27 protein-coding genes are annotated in these 14,324 nt (G+C 67.7%); 19 read left to right on the top strand and 8 right to left on the bottom strand.

The window, feature by feature from the left end; translation table 11 throughout:
* Nucleotides 1–8: 8 nt before the first annotated feature.
* The 8 genes from QFZ58_RS02190 (at nucleotide 9) to QFZ58_RS02155 (ending at nucleotide 6,364) form a co-directional block, all read left to right on the top strand.
* Nucleotides 9–1,106, top strand: coding sequence for a DUF5047 domain-containing protein (locus QFZ58_RS02190; RefSeq protein WP_307123167.1), 1,098 nt, complete (start codon nucleotides 9–11; stop codon nucleotides 1,104–1,106).
* Nucleotides 1,106–1,837, top strand: a complete 732-nt coding sequence (locus tag QFZ58_RS02185) for a hypothetical protein (protein WP_307123166.1) — start codon at nucleotides 1,106–1,108, stop codon at nucleotides 1,835–1,837. The genes QFZ58_RS02190 and QFZ58_RS02185 overlap by 1 nt, the downstream gene beginning before the upstream one ends.
* Nucleotides 1,838–1,845: 8 nt before the next feature.
* Nucleotides 1,846–2,430, top strand: coding sequence for a hypothetical protein (locus tag QFZ58_RS02180; protein ID WP_307123165.1), 585 nt, complete (start codon nucleotides 1,846–1,848; stop codon nucleotides 2,428–2,430).
* Nucleotides 2,367–4,043 (top strand): right-handed parallel beta-helix repeat-containing protein, encoded by a 1,677-nt coding sequence (locus QFZ58_RS02175; protein ID WP_307123164.1) that lies wholly within the window; start codon nucleotides 2,367–2,369, stop codon nucleotides 4,041–4,043. The genes QFZ58_RS02180 and QFZ58_RS02175 overlap by 64 nt, the downstream gene beginning before the upstream one ends.
* Nucleotides 4,044–4,100: 57 nt before the next feature.
* On the top strand, nucleotides 4,101–5,075 hold the full coding sequence (locus QFZ58_RS02170; RefSeq protein ID WP_307123163.1) for an N-acetylmuramoyl-L-alanine amidase: 975 nt from the start codon (nucleotides 4,101–4,103) through the stop codon (nucleotides 5,073–5,075).
* A 1-nt stretch (nucleotide 5,076) separates the two neighbouring features.
* The gene (locus QFZ58_RS02165) at nucleotides 5,077–5,424 is read left to right on the top strand and encodes a hypothetical protein (protein WP_307123162.1); all 348 of its coding nucleotides are present in this window, start codon (nucleotides 5,077–5,079) and stop codon (nucleotides 5,422–5,424) included.
* Between the two features lie 446 nt (nucleotides 5,425–5,870).
* The gene (locus tag QFZ58_RS02160) at nucleotides 5,871–6,200 is read left to right on the top strand and encodes a hypothetical protein (RefSeq protein ID WP_307123161.1); all 330 of its coding nucleotides are present in this window, start codon (nucleotides 5,871–5,873) and stop codon (nucleotides 6,198–6,200) included.
* Nucleotides 6,201–6,202: 2 nt separating this feature from the next.
* Complete coding sequence (locus tag QFZ58_RS02155; protein WP_307123160.1) at nucleotides 6,203–6,364, top strand: hypothetical protein; 162 nt, start codon at nucleotides 6,203–6,205, stop codon at nucleotides 6,362–6,364.
* Between the two features lie 56 nt (nucleotides 6,365–6,420).
* Here QFZ58_RS02155 and QFZ58_RS02150 read toward each other — a convergent pair whose 3' ends face one another.
* Complete coding sequence (locus QFZ58_RS02150) at nucleotides 6,421–7,113, bottom strand: hypothetical protein (protein WP_373428646.1); 693 nt, start codon at nucleotides 7,111–7,113, stop codon at nucleotides 6,421–6,423.
* Nucleotides 7,114–7,258: 145 nt separating this feature from the next.
* On the opposite strand from QFZ58_RS02150, the gene QFZ58_RS02145 reads away from it, so the two are divergent.
* Nucleotides 7,259–7,795: a hypothetical protein gene (locus QFZ58_RS02145; protein WP_307123158.1), complete on the top strand. Its 537-nt coding sequence runs from the start codon at nucleotides 7,259–7,261 to the stop codon at nucleotides 7,793–7,795.
* A gap of 72 nt (nucleotides 7,796–7,867) precedes the next feature.
* Here the strand turns inward: QFZ58_RS02145 and QFZ58_RS02140 are convergent, their stop codons facing one another.
* Nucleotides 7,868–8,023 (bottom strand): hypothetical protein, encoded by a 156-nt coding sequence (locus QFZ58_RS02140; RefSeq protein ID WP_307123157.1) that lies wholly within the window; start codon nucleotides 8,021–8,023, stop codon nucleotides 7,868–7,870.
* A 173-nt stretch (nucleotides 8,024–8,196) separates the two neighbouring features.
* Here QFZ58_RS02140 and QFZ58_RS02135 point away from each other — a divergent pair, with 173 nt between their 5' ends.
* From QFZ58_RS02135 to QFZ58_RS02130, 3 genes are all read left to right on the top strand, one after another.
* Nucleotides 8,197–8,817 (top strand): recombinase family protein, encoded by a 621-nt coding sequence (locus QFZ58_RS02135; protein ID WP_307123156.1) that lies wholly within the window; start codon nucleotides 8,197–8,199, stop codon nucleotides 8,815–8,817.
* Nucleotides 8,818–8,888: 71 nt separating this feature from the next.
* Nucleotides 8,889–9,377, top strand: a complete 489-nt coding sequence (locus QFZ58_RS34380; protein ID WP_373428645.1) for an HNH endonuclease — start codon at nucleotides 8,889–8,891, stop codon at nucleotides 9,375–9,377.
* Nucleotides 9,374–9,652, top strand: coding sequence for a hypothetical protein (locus tag QFZ58_RS02130; RefSeq protein ID WP_307123155.1), 279 nt, complete (start codon nucleotides 9,374–9,376; stop codon nucleotides 9,650–9,652). The genes QFZ58_RS34380 and QFZ58_RS02130 overlap by 4 nt, the downstream gene beginning before the upstream one ends.
* Before the next feature lie 183 nt (nucleotides 9,653–9,835).
* On the opposite strand, the gene QFZ58_RS02125 is transcribed toward QFZ58_RS02130, so the two are convergent.
* Nucleotides 9,836–9,967 (bottom strand): hypothetical protein, encoded by a 132-nt coding sequence (locus QFZ58_RS02125; RefSeq protein ID WP_307123154.1) that lies wholly within the window; start codon nucleotides 9,965–9,967, stop codon nucleotides 9,836–9,838.
* Nucleotides 9,968–10,102: 135 nt separating this feature from the next.
* Nucleotides 10,103–10,312: a hypothetical protein gene (locus QFZ58_RS02120; protein WP_307123153.1), complete on the bottom strand. Its 210-nt coding sequence runs from the start codon at nucleotides 10,310–10,312 to the stop codon at nucleotides 10,103–10,105.
* A 72-nt stretch (nucleotides 10,313–10,384) separates the two neighbouring features.
* Between QFZ58_RS02120 and QFZ58_RS02115 the strand changes: the two genes are divergently transcribed.
* The gene (locus tag QFZ58_RS02115) at nucleotides 10,385–10,819 is read left to right on the top strand and encodes an HNH endonuclease (RefSeq protein ID WP_307123152.1); all 435 of its coding nucleotides are present in this window, start codon (nucleotides 10,385–10,387) and stop codon (nucleotides 10,817–10,819) included.
* Here the strand turns inward: QFZ58_RS02115 and QFZ58_RS02110 are convergent, their stop codons facing one another.
* Nucleotides 10,820–11,152 carry a DUF6233 domain-containing protein gene (locus tag QFZ58_RS02110; RefSeq protein WP_307123151.1) on the bottom strand — a complete coding sequence of 111 codons (333 nt, stop codon included), beginning with the start codon at nucleotides 11,150–11,152 and terminating at the stop codon, nucleotides 10,820–10,822. It abuts the gene before it with no gap.
* Nucleotides 11,153–11,247: 95 nt separating this feature from the next.
* Nucleotides 11,248–11,682: a hypothetical protein gene (locus tag QFZ58_RS02105; protein ID WP_307123150.1), complete on the bottom strand. Its 435-nt coding sequence runs from the start codon at nucleotides 11,680–11,682 to the stop codon at nucleotides 11,248–11,250.
* 75 nt (nucleotides 11,683–11,757) lie between these two features.
* Between QFZ58_RS02105 and QFZ58_RS02100 the strand changes: the two genes are divergently transcribed.
* The 6 genes from QFZ58_RS02100 to QFZ58_RS02075 all read left to right on the top strand — a co-directional run bounded on the left by QFZ58_RS02100 (nucleotide 11,758) and on the right by QFZ58_RS02075 (nucleotide 13,846).
* Entirely contained in the window at nucleotides 11,758–11,961 is a 204-nt protein-coding gene (locus tag QFZ58_RS02100) for a hypothetical protein (RefSeq protein WP_307123149.1), read from the top strand.
* On the top strand, nucleotides 11,958–12,203 hold the full coding sequence (locus QFZ58_RS02095; protein ID WP_307123148.1) for a hypothetical protein: 246 nt from the start codon (nucleotides 11,958–11,960) through the stop codon (nucleotides 12,201–12,203). The genes QFZ58_RS02100 and QFZ58_RS02095 overlap by 4 nt, the downstream gene beginning before the upstream one ends.
* A 149-nt stretch (nucleotides 12,204–12,352) precedes the next feature.
* Nucleotides 12,353–12,508, top strand: coding sequence for a hypothetical protein (locus tag QFZ58_RS02090; RefSeq protein WP_307123147.1), 156 nt, complete (start codon nucleotides 12,353–12,355; stop codon nucleotides 12,506–12,508).
* Complete coding sequence (locus QFZ58_RS02085; protein ID WP_307123146.1) at nucleotides 12,505–12,756, top strand: hypothetical protein; 252 nt, start codon at nucleotides 12,505–12,507, stop codon at nucleotides 12,754–12,756. Before QFZ58_RS02090 ends, QFZ58_RS02085 begins: the two co-directional genes overlap by 4 nt.
* Nucleotides 12,753–13,001 carry a hypothetical protein gene (locus tag QFZ58_RS02080; protein WP_307123145.1) on the top strand — a complete coding sequence of 83 codons (249 nt, stop codon included), beginning with the start codon at nucleotides 12,753–12,755 and terminating at the stop codon, nucleotides 12,999–13,001. The genes QFZ58_RS02085 and QFZ58_RS02080 overlap by 4 nt, the downstream gene beginning before the upstream one ends.
* A gap of 176 nt (nucleotides 13,002–13,177) precedes the next feature.
* The gene (locus QFZ58_RS02075) at nucleotides 13,178–13,846 is read left to right on the top strand and encodes a hypothetical protein (RefSeq protein ID WP_307123144.1); all 669 of its coding nucleotides are present in this window, start codon (nucleotides 13,178–13,180) and stop codon (nucleotides 13,844–13,846) included.
* Between the two features lie 10 nt (nucleotides 13,847–13,856).
* Here QFZ58_RS02075 and QFZ58_RS02070 read toward each other — a convergent pair whose 3' ends face one another.
* Together QFZ58_RS02070 and QFZ58_RS02065 are read right to left on the bottom strand one after the other, a co-directional pair.
* Nucleotides 13,857–14,078, bottom strand: a complete 222-nt coding sequence (locus QFZ58_RS02070; protein ID WP_307123143.1) for a hypothetical protein — start codon at nucleotides 14,076–14,078, stop codon at nucleotides 13,857–13,859.
* 40 nt (nucleotides 14,079–14,118) lie between these two features.
* On the bottom strand, nucleotides 14,119–14,292 hold the full coding sequence (locus QFZ58_RS02065) for a hypothetical protein (protein WP_307123142.1): 174 nt from the start codon (nucleotides 14,290–14,292) through the stop codon (nucleotides 14,119–14,121).
* Nucleotides 14,293–14,324: the final 32 nt, after the last annotated feature.

Raw genomic sequence — 14,324 nt, 5'->3', positions numbered from 1 at the left:
GGGAATTCGTGTACCCACCCCCCTCCGACCGCTTCCTGGCGACGCTGGCTACCGCCCACGTGCCCTACACCGAAGTACGCATGACCGCCAGCGACGGCACAGTCACGGTCCTGCCGCACACCGGCGGCAGCGTCACCGTGTCCCGCGGGCAGGCCGTGCGCCGCACCTGCTCCGTCACCGTCCCGGACACCTCACTGATACCGATCCGGCCGACTGGGCAGATGGCCATTTACGGGGCCCGGTTGCGGATCCTGCGCGGCATTGCCTACCCCGACGGCAGTGTCGAGTCGGTTCCGCTCGGCGAATTCCGTATCGACGAGGTCGGCGGAGACCCGGACTACGGGCCAGTCACGATCACCGGCTCCAGCATCGAGGCGGCAATCGCCGACGACGCGTTCCTCGTCCCTTACACAACGCGCGGCGGACCCGGAGCCGTTACGGCGATCACCGACCTGATCCGGTCGAGCATGCCGACCGCGGTCGTCACGAGCCGGGTCGCGGACGCACTGCTTGGCCCGACGACCTGGGACGCCCAAGGCGACCGGTGGGCGGCCGTTCAGGCGTGCGCCACCGCTATCGGGGCCGAGGTGTATGCGGACGCTGACGGCCAGTTCGTCATCGCGGAACTCCCCGACATAGCGGCAGCCCCGATCGCGTGGACCGTTGACGCCGGCGAGCAGGGCGTCCTCATCGCCGCGACCCGCGGGTACAACCGGGCCGGCATGTACAACGTGGTCGTCGCCTCGGGCGAGAACACGGAGACGAACGTGGCCGCCGTGTCTTCGACGGTGCAGGACACGGATCCGACAAGCCCAACCTACGTCGGGGGCCCTTTTGGCCGGGTGCCCCGCTTTTACAGTTCCAGCCTGCTGATCAGCACCGACCAGTGCACCGCCGCAGCGACGAAGCTGCTGCGCGACTCGGTGAAACCGGCCGCCACAGTGACCCTGGAATCCGCCCCGAACCCGTGCCTGGAACCCGGCGATGTCCTGCGCGTCACCTACGCCAACGGCGACCGGGAGCTGCACCAGGTGCAGGGCCTCACCCTCGATCTGGGGCTCGGCTCCATGCAGATCGACACGATCGGTGGACGGGAGGACGCCTGATGAGCATGGTCGAGGCTTCCGGTGCGGCCCTGGCTGCCGCCCTTGTGACCGCGGCGCAGACTGCAGGCGCCGCCGACCCGTCAGTCCGCGGGTCGGACTGGCGCACTGGCACAGTGACCGCCGTCCCCGGTGACGGGACGGTAGCTGTCGGGGTGATCCAGGCTCGCTGCCTGGACTCGTATTCGGGGCCGGCTGTCGGCGACCAGGTTGTCATCAGTCAGTCCGGGGCGGGCAACTGGGTCGCCCTCGGCCGCCTGTCGACCAGCATGCTCGGTATCGGGCAGGCCGCCTTCGCCCGGAAAACCGTGTCCACAACGCGGACATCTACGGCCACGGCCACAGCGGATCCGCATCTCGTGATCCCGGTCGGCGCGAACGCCGCCTACGAAATCAGCGGACTGATCATGTACAACTCCACTGCTTTGACCGGCGACGCGAAAATGTCGATCACGGGCCCGACCGGGTCGTCCGGTTCGTGGGGCACTTACTCCCCGTCGACGAGTGCGACTGCCGAGCCATCCACGGTCCGGCCCATCGCGCAGGATCTTGGCACCGAGCGAACTTACGGCGCCGGATGGTCGACCGCCCACGGCATCTTCTTGATCCACGGGCTCATCGTCACCTCGGCCACTGCCGGAACCGCCTCGGTCAACTGGTCGCAAGCTGCAGCCGATCCTGCTGGCCTCACCTTCTACCTCAACTCGTACATGTCCCTGACCCGCCGCGCCTAGGAGGCCACATGCCGATCACCGACGCCTACGGGCAGGGCATCACCAGCCTCGACTACGGGGAGACTCCAGACCTGAAGGTCATGGGCGAAAGCCTGCTCAAAATTGTGGGGCTGGGCGTGATGAAATTCGCGTCGGCGACCGCCCGGACGGCCGCTATCGCCGCGCCGGTCGAGGGCATGACGGTGTGGCTTCAGGACGTCAACCGCCTGGAGGTCTACAACGGCACCACCTGGGCCCCGCCACCGTCAACGCTCACGACGACGGCGGCCGGCGCGAGCGCGGCCAGCGGTTTCTCCATCGTCAGCTTCTCCGGCCGGTCCACGTCAGCCGGGGTGTACATGGTCAACCTGACGATCACGCGCACCGGCTCGCAGATCGACGCGGGTTCGGCAGGGAACATCGCTGACACGGTAATGGCCACCCTGCCCGTCGGGTGGAGGCCGCCGGAACAGATCCCCGTTTTGGTCGATGACGGTTTCGGCTCCGGCGGCGCAATCATCGACACGGCGGGCCTGGTCACGCTGCGGACGTGGAGCCCGACCGGTTCCATCATCGCCACCCGCCAGCTGAAGCTCGCCGCCGTATACATCTGATCCCGCCCCGCGCCGCTCGGGTGCATCACCATGTTTGGAGCTCTAATCTGATGGCCACGCCACTGCCTGCTGCCGGGGTACTCGACGCGATGGGCTGGCACTCCATCGCCGACTACGGGGCGGTCGGCGACGGGACGACCGACGACGCGCCCGCAATCCAGGCCGCCCTGGACGACGCATATACGGCAGGTGGCGGCGTCGTCGTTTTTCCGCCCGGCAAGGTCTACGCCGTCGGCACGTTCATCGTCACCAAGGCCCGCACCACCCTGCTCGCCTACGGGGCCACGATCAAAAGCATCCACGCCGCCCGCGGCTGCCTACGCAACTTCATGCCAGACGACAGCTTCACCGGGCACAACGGCCACTCGGACATCACCGTGCTGGGCGGCACGTGGGACGGCAACGCCTACAAGCAGGCGGACGGCACCGGGATCGTCGCGTCAATGACGAACGTCATGACGTTCATTCACTGCGGCAGGATCACCGTCCGCGACGCTACGATCCGCGACACCTGCGGGGCGCACGCCCTGGAGCTCAACGCGGTCAGCGGCGCCACCGTGAGCAACTGCCGTTTCGAGGGCTTCATCGACAACAGCGCCGATCAGAGCAGGGTCACCAGCGAGTTCGTAGAGATCGACATCGCCAAAAGCGGCTCCTCGGCCATCGGCGCATTCGACGGCACGCCGTGCGAGGACATCAACTTCACCGGCTGCTGGTTCGGCCCCAGCGCGCGCCTGCCAGCCGCCGGACGGGCGATCGGCTCGCACGGCATCGTCGCCGGCGCGTACTACGACCGGATCACAGTCCGGGACTGCATCATCCTCGGAACGACGGCGGACTGCGGGATCCGGGCCCTGTACTGGCGAGACAGCGAGATCAGCAGCAACCGCATCAGCGGCACAGCCACCGAGGGCATCTACGCGCTCACGGACGCGGCGGCGGGCCACGCCTGCACCGGGCTCACCATCTCAAGAAACCAGGTCGGGAGCTCCGGGGCGAACGCGGGCATCCGGGTCACCGCCCTGGCTGGCGCCCTGTGGTCGGACGTCAGCATCGAGAACAACATCGTGAAATCAGCGAACGCCTACGGCATCCGGGCCGACTTCACCCCGGGCGTGCTGATCCACGGGAACCGCGTCGTCTCCTCGACCAAGGGCGGGATCCTCGCGCAGGAGTCGACCCGGGCCACGGTCACCGACAACCAAGTCGCCGGGTCTGGCTCCAACGCCATCAACGTGGCCGGATGCCCGTCCGCGGTCGTGAACGACAACCTCGTCGACGGCACCGCCTCGAACCACGGCATCGCCATCGGCGCAGCGGCAACCAGCAACGGCGGCAACGCCGTCGTGCAGGGCAACCACATCCGCGGCGTCGCTGCGGCCGGCATCCGCCTCACCGCTCCGGGCTGCCTCGTCACCGGCAACCAGGTCCGCAAGGACGGCGGGAGGACGGCCAACGGAATCACCATGGCGTCGACCGCAACCGGCTGCGTGATCGCCGGGAATGACCTGACCGGCAACGGCTGGGCGCCGGCCACTGCCATCGTCGCGGCCGGTGCCCCGGTCCTCGACTGGGCCGGCGGCACCACCAGCCCGGGCCACAACCGCATCTGACTCGCCACTTCGCCCCGCGCCGGTCCGGCCCGGGGCTTCGTCACGTCTGGAGGCCTGATGGCCACACCACTTTCTGCTGCCGCTGTCCTTACGGCCCTGCGCGCCGAGGGTGTCCAGGTCGTCGAGGTCGGCGACTGGCGCACCCACAACCGCAACCACAAGGGCGCCTGGGGCCCGGTCAACGGGAGCATCGTCCACCACACCGTCACCCGCGGAACGGCCAACACCGTCGCCCTGTGCCGCGACGGGCACAGCGCTCTCCCCGGGCCGCTCTGCCACGGCGTCATCGCGAAGAACGGCCAAGTGCACCTCGTCGGCTGGGGCCGGGCCAACCACGCCGGCGGCGGCGACGGCAACGTGCTCACACAGGTGACCGCCGAGTCCTACGACACCCGACCGTCCGCGCCGACAAAGGGCAACGCGAACGGGGTCGACGGCAACGCCCGCTTCTACGGGTGGGAGTGCGAGAACCTCGGCGACGGCAAGGACCCGTGGCCGGCCGCCCAGTACGAGGCGATCGTCCGCGTCCAGGTCGCCCTGTGCCGGGCCCACGGATGGTCGGCGAAATCCGTCATCGGCCACCTGGAGTGGTCCTCGGACAAGGTCGACCCCCGCGGATTCACCATGCCGGACCTCCGCGCCGACGTCGCCGAACGCCTCACCCACCCCGCGGGCTGGTCCCCCGGGGCGACCACGCCCACCCCCGCCCCAAGTCCCGAGGAGAATCCCATGGCCGGCATCACCAAGCAGGACATTTACGACGCGGTCTGGAAGACCGATCAGATTCCGGCACCCGCCGACGCCGCCGACATCAAAACCAACCAGACCTGGGCGGCCCAGTCGGTCCTCACCGACCTGCACGGTCGCGTCCGCCGCATGGACGCCACCGTCGCCGCACAGGCCGTCGCCATCAAGGCCCTTGCCGGGTGGCTCGGCGGGGGCGCCGACACCGCGACGATCGTCGCCGCCGTCGAATCCGCCATCCGCGACGCCGTCATCACGGTCGACGTCGACATCAACCAGGAGTCCTGACATGAAGCTTTTCGGTAGAGAGCCCGCTCTCGTCATCGCCACCCTGTCCGCCGGTCTGTCGCTGCTGGTCAGCTTCGGCTTCGGGCTGTCCGCCGAGCAGGCCGGTGCGATCGTCGCCGTGGTCAGCGCCGTTTTCGCTGCGGCCACCGCAGCTGTCACCCGACCGATCGCCCCGGCCGCCTTCACCGGTGTGGTCGCAGCGACCGTGGCGCTGCTCGCCGCCTACAGCCTGGACGTCTCCGCGGAGACCGTCGGCGCCCTCAACGCTGGTGTACTCGCGGTCCTCGGCCTACTGACCCGCGGGCAGGTGTCCCCGGCCAAGGAGTCGACCCGCCCCGTAGGGGTGTAAATGCCACTCCGTGCGGCCCGCTGGCTGCAACGGAGCCTGGGCCGCCGGGGACCGTTTCTGGCGTTCATGGGCATCGGCAAAGTCTGCTGGGGGATCGGCCTCATCGTCGAGCCCCCGTCTCCCCAGGGCCTGGAGCTGCTGACGGATTTGGCCCCGTTGCACTGCTGGGCCTGGGTGTGGATCTTCGCGGGGACAATCACGTTCGCCAGCGCATGGGTGCGGTTCGGGCAGGACAGGTGGGGTTTTCTCGCCGCATCGGTCCCGCCGGCGCTGTGGGCGTGGGTATACGGGTGGGCGGCGCTGCTCGGGCATTACCCGCGGGGTGTGTTCATTTTCCTGTGGTACCTCACGTCGCACTGCGGCGTGATCTGGTGCGCGTCGCGCGTCCCTCCTGGTGGCGGTGGTCGGCGCCCGGCTGCTGAGGGGGCAGTAGAGGGGAGCCCGGCTTGAACGGGTGGTTGGGGATAGTCGGCACAGGCGTGACGGTGATTGGGGTCATCGTCACGGGGTTTTTCACGTACCGGGGAAGCAGGACGGCAGCAGCCATTGCAGCCGGGCCGGCTGAGAAGCAGAACGAATTTACGGTGCTCAAGGCCACCGTCGAGCGAGTGGACGTCGAGAACAAAGAGCTGCGGCAAAACCAGTCCCGGCTTGAGTCGCTACTGCGCGCCTTCGCGTGGACAACAGACCGATGGGCCAGCCAGATGCACCGGGCCGGGATCGACCCCGAGGCGCCGCACCCGCTGGTGGATGAGTACAACCGAACTGGAGTGTGACGATGCCTTTCCAGCCGCAGCCGGTGGAGCCGCCTGTCGATGAGACGGCGGCGGACGGGCAGACGCTCGTCGACATGGGGGTCATCGACCCCCCGCCGACCCCCACCTACGCCGGCCTCTTCCTCGAGCCGGACATCCCGCCCGAGCCGGACGATGCCGCATGACGATGCCCCCGCTGCCCTCATGGGCGGCGGGGGCATCGATCGGTTCAGCGGCTGCCCTACGGGCAGTTTTCCTCGTACTTCACCGCGGTGAACTCAACGGGCTGTCCGTTCAGGGTCACACCAGGAGCAGGGGACTGGGTGCAGACCTGCCAGTTGCTTTCCAGCAGGACCATGCGCCCCTGCGAGGCGTCCGTCACGGTGATGGACGTGCCCGAGTCCAGGGCACCGCGGGCCGCCTTCACGGATTTCCCGGCCAGGTCCGGCATCTTCCCGCCTGTCGCTTCAGGGGCTTTGGCGTCGTTGGACGGGCAGGTTTCCTCAAGCTTCACCGCACCGAAGTCCAGCTTGCTGTCGGTGGGTACGGTCTTGCCTGCCTTGATGTTCTGGGAACAGACCTTCCAGTTCCGGTCCAGGGCTTGGAGCCTGTCCCGGCCAGCGCTGTCGTGGGACGCCAGCAGGTAGAACCCTTCGGCCTGCGCCTTGTCCTGTGCTGACTGAAGTCCCATGCCAACGAAGTTGAGGACCGCTTTCGGCTTGGCGGGCTTCTCCGTCTCCTGGGGCGGCGTTGCGGCCGGTGCCGCGGTTGGGGCCTCAGTGGCGGCCGTCGCCGCAGGCTTTGGTTCCGTGGCCGCTGGATCACAGCCAACGAGGGTTACTGCGGCAAGGCAGGCGAGCGCGGCTGTGTACGTGCGGGTGTTCAAGGTGCCCCCATGGTGGTTCGTGAACCCGACCGTAGCGGCGCAGTGCACAAGAGGGGAGCGGCATGTTCCGGTGTTGACGGAGTTGTGACCAAAGCGTGGGGGCAAGGTGGACGGATGCTGCGGCAGGGTGGGGCGTCCCTCGCCCGACGCGCGTACCCTGTAAACGGCGCGGGGCCAAACGAACGGACCAACCATGTTCAAGATCCCCGACCGTGTCGCAGACCTCTTCGGCGACCAGGCCGCCCGAGTCGAATTCCAGCGGGCCCTCCTCGCCGTCGGCCAAGCCCAGCACTACGAGATGACGTACCTGGAAGACGGTCCCTTCTCCGAGGCCGCGCGCATCACCCATGGGCGTCTACACAGCGTCGACGTGAACTCCCTGCCCGAGGAACAGCGCGAACTGGTTGCCGGCGCCAAGGCCCTTTCGCACCGGCTCATCACCTCCGGCTACGCGATCCATGAAGCGGCGAAGGTGAACGAGCTGGCCGCAGAAGACTGGAGTGAACTCCTCGCCTTCACACGGGAGAAGTGCGAGGGCAGCGCCCGCATCGCCGACAACAAGGGGTGGGAGCGCTGCTACACCTACATCCTTGACCGGGCGGAGGCGGCACTGAGCCCCGACCGATCCGACGAGGACCGCGACGCGGGGTACGCCGTCCTCCGTCACTTCGCCTCCTTCTACGGCACCGATAGCAGCTTCAAGCGCCGCTGGTACCTCCAGGTTGCCTGAAGCGGGCTGAACCGCCGACCACGACTGCGCCCCGCTCTCATCCGAGGGCGGGGCGCAGTGCTGTGTCGGGGTCTAGCCAGCCCAGAACTCTTTACCGCAGGTCGTGCAGACCTTATCGCCGGTCTGTGCGCCGAGGTGCCTCTCCTTCTCCTTGTGCGGGTGGTCGCACGGCGGGGAGCCCTTGGCTTTCCACGCCTCCTGCAACCGGGTCGTCTCGTTGGAGTCCATGGCGGCACTGTACGCGGGACCCCCAGGAGGCGTTCATCAATCGGTCGATTGATGAAACGGGGCGCCGGAAGGCGTAGTTCGAGCGTAGATGTGGGCGATCCTTTCATCAAACGGTTCATCAACCAGTAGCGTTCAACTACGCACTCCACCCCCTTAGATGAAAAGAGGCTGCATTGGCGCTAGTCGGACTCGTCCGAGTCTCAACCGACAAGCAGAACGTTGACCGCCAGCACGACGCCCTGGACCCAATCTGCGTCAAGGTCTTCGAGGAGAAGGTCTCAGGCAAGCTGGCCGTCTCCGATCGCCCCGGCCTCAGTGCGGCACTCGGCTATCTACGCGACGGCGACATGCTCTGCGTCCAGGAAGTCGACCGCCTCGGCCGCGACACCCTCACCGGCCTGATGACGCTGGCAGAACTCTTCGAGCGCAACATCTCCGTCAAGGTCCTCACGGGAGTCGGGGCCGGCGAGCACAACGAGATGAACCTCCTCCTGGAACTCGCGCTCGTCCTCGCCTCCGAACGCCGCCGCGACATCGTGAAGAAGACGAAGGACGGACTTGAGGCCGCGCGCGCTCGTGGCCGCGTCGGTGGGCGCCGCCCCGTCATGACCGACGCTCTGATCGTTCAAGCCGTTGCGCTGCGCTCGAAGGGCTACAGCCTCAAGCAGATCCAGCCGCACCTCCGGATCACCGAAGGTGCAAACAAGGGGAAGAACCCGAGCATCGGCGCCATCTCCCAGGCCCTTCGTGTCTACGACGCGAGCCAGGCTTCCGACGCGGAGGTGGCCTCGTGACCACTCCGAGCAAGTGGGAGATCGCTGCGTACTGGGCTGCCAGTCCCAAGCGCAGCACGTTCGCCCCGAGCATGTACGACCTTGGTGAACCATGCTGCTTCGGCTGCGGGTGGTACTCGGAGCGGTGGGATAAGGGGAGCGCCCGCATCAACTGGCAGCGCGCAACGCTGGAGCGAGCCCACATCGTTCCTTCCAGTCTGGGTGGCTCCGACGGGGTGGACAACTTGATCCTGCTCTGCGGCCCCTGCCACAAGGAGTCGCCGGATTGGTCTGACCCTGGGGAGATGGCCCGCTGGCTTGCGGCTAGGACTCCGAGACGCAGTAAGGAGTTCGAGGAGATGGAAGCCTGGATTGCGGCTGCTGGTGAAGTTCCGGAGTTCTCTCAGATGCTGGCTGCTTCTGCTGGCGATCCTGATTCGGCAGACCGGATCGTAGCCATGCTCTGGGACGCTGCACGCCGGGCTGGTCTTCACTGGGGCGTTGGACTTAGTCAGGGCACGCGCGTTGCCATCATTCGCAGCGCCGTCGCAGGCGTCGGCGCTCCACAGGGGGACTCATGAAGATCCGCATCGCTATCGCTGCTGCTGCCGTCGCCGTCGCGCTCGCCGGCCTCACCGGCTGCGGCGCCAGCTACGACGACAAGGTCGCCGCCTGCCGCAAGGAGCTGACAGAACGCTCCGAGGATGCGACGGGCAAGCCGAAGGGGTGCGCAGATCTCAGCAAGGACGACTACGCGAGGCTTGCCATCGTCGTCGCTGCCGAGAAGGAGGGTTGGATCGACGAGAACGGGGACGTCGACATGGGCGAGATGATCGAGGACGGCTCGGAGGGCTGACCGCACTTTTCCAGTCACACCTCTAGCGTTGTGGCTGGTTCAGGTGCATCGTTGATCACGCGGCAGGAGCTCGCCCCCAGGCAGTTCCCCCGCTCAGGCCCTGCCCGTCTGGACCCCCTGCGGGCGGGGCCTGCCGCACCTCCCGGCTCCCCACGGGAGGCTTGGCGGCTGCCCTCCTGCTGGCTACCGCGACTCGATCCAGAAGCCGTCGCTGCCAGTGCAGATGTTGTTCGGGCAGTACCAGGTGACATTGACCTCGGGGTCGAGCGGGTTCGTCTGGGCGCCCTTGTCTCTGCCGATTCTCCGAGGGCTCATTTGCCTGCAGTCGGGGCAGGGGTGGGGGCGCAGTCTCTGCGCTTCAGAATTGGGGTACCGCGTCTTCGGCTTGTCCATGCATTCAAGGTGGCACGGGTTTCACCGATCGTTCCCCCCGGTCCCCATTGCCGCAGGTCACGCCGCCGCGTACTGATGCGCCCGTCCGCCCCGCCACTCCACCCACTCGGGCTGATCGAGCAGCGTCTCGGCGTCGGGGAGCCCGGCCCGGCGCAGGAACTCTGTGACGTCGTGGTCGTCGTAGGCGAGGCCGGCGATCTGGCCGCGAATGGTGACTCGCCGGCCGCCGGTGGGGGAGGGGCGGTGGATGACTATCGGCGCGCTCATCTTTCCAGGGTGCGACGATCTGCTGGTCACAGCACCCCGAGCCCGGCGCCCAGCCGGCCGAAGGAGAGACGCGTGGATGAGATCCCCCAGCCGCTGTGGCTGTCGTTCGAGGACTTCCTTGTCGGCACCCCCATGCGGGAGATTCGCCTCTGGTGCAGCAGGAAGGCCATCCGGGCCAACCGCGGGCGCCTGCTGAGCGGGCACCCTACGGGACGGATCACGACCGACGATGTCGTCGCGGTGCTGACTGCAGCCCGCGGACGGTGCCGGTACTGCGGCTCCCTCGCCGTTCAGGCGGCGCCCACGCATCCCGTGTCCCGCAAGCCGATGCCGTGGGGGCACATTGGTCGGAGGATCGGCAGCCTCGACCACGTCGTCGCCCGTATCGACGGCGGGCGGAACTCTGTGGGCAACCTGTGCTGGTGCTGCCACTGGTGCAATACGTGGCCCAGCGAGCGGATCCCTGGGGCGGCCGACCATGGTGCAGTACAGCCGATCAGCTCCTGATCACAGCACTCCGAGGTCGGTGTCTGGCCGGCAGTGCACGCAGGCCCGGACGCCCGCGGTGAGTGCTTCGAGCGCCTGCTCGCGGGTGATGGTGCGGCGCCGCTTGCCGATGGCGTAGCAGTCACCGGTGTGGACTTCGGTGGGTGGTGCGCCAACGCCGATGCCGAGCTCGAGGACCCAGTCGGGTGGGGGTGGGCGGTGTTCCTCGCCTTGCTGCCGCTCTTTCTCTCGCTGCTCGGCTGCTGCGATCTGCTGGCGGACCCGGTCGAGGGATAGGGCGAGCCAGGTCTCCAGGGTGCGGAGGCGTGGCAGGTCCGGCGGCAAATCGTTCACGTGTTCGAGTCTACTGTGTCTCGCCACCCGTCGCGAGAAGACGAGAACTAACGTGAAATAACGGCAGACAGAAGTGTCTCACTCCGCTACTCTCGTTAGAGGGACATTAATCCTCGTCTTACGTCAGGAGAGGTCCAATCAAGATCACACTCATCGTTGACCAGCCGACCGGAGACTTCCAGAGGAAGCTTCTGGCCCTGCTCGCCGACCACGCAGCCGACATCGAAACCGGCCCCACATGGACCAAGGAGCGAGCGGAGCGCCTCTACCTGGCCCTGCCGCCGAACGCGCGCCGCATCATCAAGGAAGCCGCCAACCGTGGCGGCTTCGTCTCCGCCAACGACCTGCGCAGCAGCGAAGACAGCACGCTGCGGGGCCACAGCGCCGCAATCAAGCGCGCCGTCGACCGAGGGGCACGGGAGGGCTGGTGGCCGGACACCCTTTCGTCGCCGATCCAGGCGCAAGGTCCCGGCTTCGGCAAGGTCGTCGGTTACCTCATCCCCGAGCACCTCGTCGAGGTATTCCAGCACGCCGCCAACAAGCCCTCCCGTGACTGGTAACCGACGCCAGCCCAACCGCACCATCGAGCAGTGAGGGACACGACCATGCTGGACGCGAAACTATTCGACGGCCCACTGGATGGGCGGATTCTGACCCTGGACGGCGACCCGCTCGATCCTCCTCGCGAGTACCTGCCCCTGGATGTCACCGAGTCTGGGGTGGTGCGAAAGCTCATTTATCGGAGGGGGGATGTGCATTCGGGTGCAACAGGCTCGTTCTGCATGTACCACTACGAGGGAGCCGTGTGACGGACCACCGAGCAGCGAGGACTACGAGCATTAACTTCCTCGTCGACCAAGTGGTCGCGAACGGCGGACCTCTCGAAGGCCCGCACTACAAGCGCTGCTACATCTACGAGGGGCAGCACTGCTCCTGCGGCGGAAGCTACCAAGGAGATGAGCCGGGGCCCACCCTGTGCGAGTGCGGGACCTCGACCAACCTGCTGCACGACTGCGATGCAGCGGACCGCCCCGTCAAGGTCAAGCAGTAACAGCCCGCACAGTGCGACGCCCCGGCCGAGGTAAGCGGCCGGGGCGTCGCCGTGTCAGCGTATCGCCGCCGCCAGCCGGCCTCCGCCTGCCACACTGGCTGTGCCCCCGTCGCCTCCCCCGTCGACGGGGGCACCCAAAGGAGGATGCTGTGATTCGCCGCCTGCTGGCCGCCGTTCTCCGCCGCTGCGGTGTCCCGGGCCCCGTCCGCGGCGGCACGATCCCGCCCTACACCCCGCGCCCGGACGAAGCGCTCGTACAGCTCTCGCCGGGGGAGTACCGGCCCTACCCGAGGAGAAAGTCGTGAGGGCTTGGCTCCTGCGCCGCGCCGAGGCGGCCACCGCTACGAACCTGCCGCGCCTCGCGGAGGAGCTGAAGCAGCAGACCCCTCACCCGGACGTGCGGGGCTCCACGCTCCTGCCGACGCCCGAGGGGCTGCCTGCCGTTCTGGCGCGGATCGAGAACGAGTGGCGCGAGCGTGAGCGCAGGAGCGGCTACCCCGAGTTCGGCCGCCACGCCAGGGCCAACCCGCCCTATCTCATGAGGACACTGTGACGCACCGCCCGTACCCGAACGTCAACCGCGCCCTGGCCCAGCTCGACCGGCATGGGCGCACGCTGACCGCCGTGCCGCTGACCGAGCTCACCGACCAGGATCTGCAGACCCTCGCATCGCGCTTCGGCGGCCCGAACCCGGACGAGTTCGCCGAGATTCATCGTCGGCTCGCGGTCAAGGCCGAGACTCTGGGAGCGGCACTCGGGAGGGTCGGTTTGCGGGCCGCGTTGAGCCACGCCGTCTGATCGAACCCGGATTGTCATACCGGGCTCGTAGACTCGGGTCACCATCAATCCCAGGGCCTGCGGGCCCGCGCTTACGCAGGGATTGCTTCCCGCCCCCAACCTGGCTGCTCCCAGGACGGGGGCGGAGCTGCGCCCGGGCCGGCCGGGATGAACGGTTCACGAGGATGATGGATGCCATGACCAAGCCCCGCCCCATCCCGCGACCCGACTACACCCGCATCGCCCGCCTGGAACACGAGCTCGGCATGAACGGCCAGAACCCGCCGCCAGCCGACCGCCAGCAGCTAATCGTGGGCTGGGGAGACGTACTCGACGACGAGAACATCGCAGTCGACGGATACGGTCGCGTCTTTATCGCCAGCACCCCAGGAAGCCACGCGCTCGGCAACATCACCCCAGGGCCAGGCGGCTACCGGATGCAGATCGAGATGGGCTACCGCGCTATCGGGCCCGACGCCACGTTGCACAGCGGCTTGTACTTCGGCAGAAGTAGCGCCGAAACCTACCGGTTCGGGGCTCCGAACGGAACGCCGGGCTACCACCTGGTGATGCGCCAGAACGGACTCATGCGGCTCTTCCGGCATGTCTCCGGCAGCGCCGCAGGTGTCGCGCTCGGCGGCGGGGACATCCGAACGCGCCCACCCAGGGCGGACGAGGCCATGACGATCGAAATCGACGTCACGCCGACGACGGTGGAGGCCCGGCGCCTCGGTGACTCGTCCTGGACGACGGGCCCGATCTTGGATGTGACGCACAGGGGCGGCCACTTTGGGCTATCGAACGGCAGCGTCAAGGACGTGAGCCTTCGCGCATTCTGGGACTATTTGATCGTCACGGAGCTTTGAGGCTTGTCCCTCAATCTTCCGGTGCCGGGTGCAGTACCGCCGTCTTCGCTGCCTGCTCCAGCTCGAATCGGTTTCCGTCGCCGGCCTCTTCGGTCACGGCCCGCTGAAACGCTTCTGCCGCCTGGAGCCACGGCGCCCACCCCTCTTTGGTGTACGGCGCGCTCGTCGCCTCGCGCTCGGCCTCGACGGCAGCACGGCACAGCTGGATCAGTTCATCACTCGGATTCGCCACGGCGGGATCCTAGACGGCGGCACTGACAAGAGGGCGCACGTCACGCCGCTAACCGCTCATCGCCCTGCACGGCCTCCGCCCACTCCACGAGCAGCTGCTCGTAGTCCCGGCGGGCCTCCGGCGACGACAGGCCACCGTGCACGAGCGCGCGGATTACCGCGTTCAGCTCGGCCAGCGACCGGGCACGCGACACCTCGGCAGGGGGTATGGGCATGCCCAGATTCTACGGGCGGGCGCCGACAATAG

This window comes from Streptomyces sp. B1I3 (assembly GCF_030816615.1).
Taxonomy (GTDB): domain Bacteria; phylum Actinomycetota; class Actinomycetes; order Streptomycetales; family Streptomycetaceae; genus Streptomyces.
The sequence above is the reverse complement of the archived record's forward strand: the minus strand, read 5'-3'. Positions and strand labels throughout refer to the sequence as shown.

Coding starts and splice junctions, on each gene's coding strand:
- QFZ58_RS02125 (WP_307123154.1), bottom strand. CDS start 9,967: ATGAGCCCTCGGAGAATCGGCAGAGACAAGGGCGCCCAGACGAACCCG.
- QFZ58_RS02130 (WP_307123155.1), top strand. CDS start 9,374: ATGAAGATCCGCATCGCTATCGCTGCTGCTGCCGTCGCCGTCGCGCTC.
- QFZ58_RS34380 (WP_373428645.1), top strand. CDS start 8,889: ATGTACGACCTTGGTGAACCATGCTGCTTCGGCTGCGGGTGGTACTCG.
- QFZ58_RS02120 (WP_307123153.1), bottom strand. CDS start 10,312: ATGAGCGCGCCGATAGTCATCCACCGCCCCTCCCCCACCGGCGGCCGG.
- QFZ58_RS02075 (WP_307123144.1), top strand. CDS start 13,178: ATGACCAAGCCCCGCCCCATCCCGCGACCCGACTACACCCGCATCGCC.
- QFZ58_RS02140 (WP_307123157.1), bottom strand. CDS start 8,023: ATGGACTCCAACGAGACGACCCGGTTGCAGGAGGCGTGGAAAGCCAAG.
- QFZ58_RS02100 (WP_307123149.1), top strand. CDS start 11,758: ATGCTGGACGCGAAACTATTCGACGGCCCACTGGATGGGCGGATTCTG.
- QFZ58_RS02145 (WP_307123158.1), top strand. CDS start 7,259: ATGTTCAAGATCCCCGACCGTGTCGCAGACCTCTTCGGCGACCAGGCC.
- QFZ58_RS02185 (WP_307123166.1), top strand. CDS start 1,106: ATGAGCATGGTCGAGGCTTCCGGTGCGGCCCTGGCTGCCGCCCTTGTG.
- QFZ58_RS02170 (WP_307123163.1), top strand. CDS start 4,101: ATGGCCACACCACTTTCTGCTGCCGCTGTCCTTACGGCCCTGCGCGCC.
- QFZ58_RS02180 (WP_307123165.1), top strand. CDS start 1,846: ATGCCGATCACCGACGCCTACGGGCAGGGCATCACCAGCCTCGACTAC.
- QFZ58_RS02155 (WP_307123160.1), top strand. CDS start 6,203: ATGCCTTTCCAGCCGCAGCCGGTGGAGCCGCCTGTCGATGAGACGGCG.
- QFZ58_RS02165 (WP_307123162.1), top strand. CDS start 5,077: ATGAAGCTTTTCGGTAGAGAGCCCGCTCTCGTCATCGCCACCCTGTCC.
- QFZ58_RS02065 (WP_307123142.1), bottom strand. CDS start 14,292: ATGCCCATACCCCCTGCCGAGGTGTCGCGTGCCCGGTCGCTGGCCGAG.